Source organism: Sphingomonas sp. Ag1, from assembly GCF_000980895.1.
Lineage (GTDB): Bacteria > Pseudomonadota > Alphaproteobacteria > Sphingomonadales > Sphingomonadaceae > Sphingomonas > Sphingomonas panaciterrae.
Window position 1 is genome coordinate 1 of the sequence record NZ_LAZX01000035.1, and the last position, 2872, is coordinate 2872.

Genomic DNA, 2872 nt, shown 5'->3' on the forward strand with positions numbered 1-2872 from the left:
CTGCTGGCCGCCCGACAGCTGCGACGGATAGGCCGCCGCGCGTTCGGCCATGCCGACCCGGTCGAGCAGCGCCAGCGCGCGCTCGCGCACCTCCGCCACCGGCTCACGCAGGACCTGCACCGGCCCTTCCATGACATTTTCCAGCACCGTGCGGTGCGGGAACAGGTTGAACCGCTGAAACACCATAGAAAGCTGGCGGCGGATCTGCGGCAGGGTGCGGTCGGACAGGAGCAGGCCGTTCACCGTTATGGTGCCGCCGTCGTGCCGTTCCAGCCCGTTGATGGTGCGCAGGATGGTCGACTTGCCCGAGCCGGACGGCCCGATCAGGCACGCCACCTCGCCCGCCGCGATCGCGAAATCGACGCCGCGCAGGATCGGGCGGTCGCCGAACGACTTGGTGACCCCGGATAGCGTGATCATCGCCATGCAGCCTTTTTCTCGAGCGCGCGCACAGCCATCGCGAGCGGAATGCTCGCCGCGAGGTAGAGGAGCGCGATCAGGACATAGACGGTCCCGTTCTTGAAAGTCGCGATGGCAAGCAACTGGCCCGACCGGGTCAGCTCCGCGACCGTGATGGTGGAAGCGATCGAGGAATCCTTGAGCAGCATCACCGTCGTGTTACCGAATGATGGCAGGGCGGTGCGCAGCCCCAGCGGCATGACAATGCGGCGCATGATGAGGCCGCGCCCCATGCCAAGCGACGTGCCCGCCTCGATCAGCTGCGGATCCACCGCCTCGAACCCGCCGCGCAGGTTTTCCGCCTGATAGACCGAATAAGCGATCCCCAGCCCGATCACGCCGGCCCAGAAGGGCGAGAAATCGATGCCCCATTCCGGCAGCACGAAATAGACGAAGAACAATTGCACGATGATCGGAATACCGCGCACCGTGTTGACGATCACGGCGTTGGCCGCGCGGAGCGAGGCGTGGCGGGACATGCCCATCAGCGCCCAGACCATGCCCAGCGCGAAGCTGACCGCCAGCGCGCACAGCGTCAGCAGGACGGTCGTCCACAGCCCGCGCGCCAGCACGGGAAGGAACGAGATGGCATCTGTCAGAAACTCGTTCATGCCGCGCTCGAAAGCCCCCATTTGCTGTTGATGGCCGGTATCCGCGTATCGACCAGCCGCGCGATCGCATCGTTCAGTGCCGGCAGGCGCGGATCGTCGCGCCGCATCACCAGGCACAGTTCCTCCCGCGCGGGCGCACGAAATTCCTCGATGAGCCGGACGTTTCGCCGGCTGCCGACGCGCAATTGGTACCGGACGATCGGTTCGTCGCCATAGCCGACGTCGATCCGGCCGTTTTCGAGATCGCGCAGGATGTCGGCGAGCGATTCATAGGTCGCAACGTTGCTGGCGCCCGCCGCCTCGAGCTGATCGACGAAGCGCGACCCGACCTGGGCGCCGGTGCGCAAGGTGCCGATCTGATCCAGCGAGCGCAGCGAACGGCGATCGTCGCCGCGAACGATCAGCGCGCCGGTGTAGCGATAGACCGGCTGGCTGAACGCCACGATCCGCTCACGCTCCGGGGTGCGCAGCAGCGCGGCGGCGATCACGTCGATCTTGCGTGCGACCAGCGAGGGGATCAGCGCCGAAAAGGGCGTGATCGCGGTTTCCACCCCCAGCCCCGCCGCCTTTACCACCGCGGTCGCGGTGTCGACCATCGACCCCGTCAGCTCATTGCTCCACGGGTCGACAAAGCTGAACGGCACCCCGGTCGGCGACGATCCCACCACCAATGTGGAGGGGTCGCGATCGCGAACGCGGCAGCCCGCCAGAACCATCGCCGCGGCAGGCACGGCAAGCAGATCCCGGCGACGCAGGCCGAGCGGCTCATTCATTACATGCGATCTCCGCCGCGAGCAGCTTGATCGAGACGTAATCGTCGACGCCGAACACCGACCCTTCGCGGCCGAAGCCGGATTCCTTGACCCCGCCGAACGGCGCCACCTCGGTCGAGATGATCCCGGTGTTGAGGCCAACCATGCCATATTCCAGCCGCTCGCCGACGCGCGTCGCGCGCGCGCCATCGGCGGTGTAGAGATAGGCGGCGAGGCCGGCGGGCGTATCATTGGCCATTCGGATCGCATCAGCTTCCCGCGCAAAGCGGGTCAAGCCTGCGAGCGGCCCGAACGTCTCCTCGCGCGTCAGCAGCGCGTCGGCCGGAACGTCGCCCAGCAGCGTCGCGGGAATGAAGTTTCCATTGCCCTCGCCGGTAGCGACCTGCCCCTCGGCAACCACGCGCGCGCCGCGGGCCAGCGCGTCATCGCGATGCCGCGCGACCTTCTCGACCGCCGCCTGGTTGATCAGCGGCCCCTGGTCGGTGACGCCGGCCAGGCCGTCGCCGGCGCGAAGCGCGGATACGCGGCGCGCCAGCGCCTCGGCAAAGGCGTCGTAAATGCCGTCCTGTACCAGGAAGCGGTTCGCGCAGACGCAGGTCTGGCCGGTGTTGCGGAATTTGGACGCCATCGCGCCGTCGGCCGCGGCCTCCACATCGGCATCGTCGAACACGATGAAGGGCGCATTGCCGCCGAGTTCCAGCGACACGCGCTTCACCGTCTCCATGCAGCGCGCGGCCAGCATCTTGCCCACCGCGGTCGAGCCGGTGAAGCTGAACTTGCGGACGCGGGGATCGCGGGTGAGGACGTCGCCGATCGCTTCGGCGTCGCCCGCCACCACGTTGAAGACACCGGCCGGCACGCCCGCTTCCTCCGCCAGCGCGGCGAGCGCCAGCGCGGAGAGCGGGGTCAGCTCCGACGGCTTCAGCACCACGGCACAACCGACGGCGAGCGCGGGCGCGACCTTGCGCGTGATCATCGCGGCGGGGAAATTCCACGGCGTGATCGCCGCCACCACGCCGACCGGCTGGC

At 68.0% G+C, this 2872-nt stretch carries 4 protein-coding genes; all 4 read right to left on the reverse strand.

The features are described from left to right. Nucleotides 1-426, reverse strand: a 426-nt coding sequence (locus XM50_RS00345; protein WP_197075240.1) for an amino acid ABC transporter ATP-binding protein, incomplete at its 3' end; no start/stop codon positions are given. Beyond that, complete coding sequence (locus tag XM50_RS00350; RefSeq protein ID WP_046406403.1) at nucleotides 417-1070, reverse strand: amino acid ABC transporter permease; 654 nt, start codon at nucleotides 1068-1070, stop codon at nucleotides 417-419. The genes XM50_RS00350 and XM50_RS00345, both read right to left, overlap by 10 nt. Beyond that, a complete protein-coding gene (locus XM50_RS00355) occupies nucleotides 1067-1843 on the reverse strand; it encodes an ABC transporter substrate-binding protein (protein ID WP_052742290.1) in 777 nt (258 codons plus the stop codon). The genes XM50_RS00350 and XM50_RS00355 overlap by 4 nt, the downstream gene beginning before the upstream one ends. Then, a partial coding sequence (locus XM50_RS00360; protein ID WP_046406405.1) for an aldehyde dehydrogenase family protein occupies nucleotides 1836-2872 on the reverse strand: 1037 nt, incomplete at its 5' end. The genes XM50_RS00355 and XM50_RS00360, both read right to left, overlap by 8 nt.

Bases quoted from the DNA above. Each gene is read 5' to 3' on its own strand.
- XM50_RS00355 (WP_052742290.1), bottom strand. From the start codon at position 1,843: ATGAATGAGCCGCTCGGCCTGCGTCGCCGGGATCTGCTTGCCGTGCCT.
- XM50_RS00350 (WP_046406403.1), bottom strand. From the start codon at position 1,070: ATGAACGAGTTTCTGACAGATGCCATCTCGTTCCTTCCCGTGCTGGCG.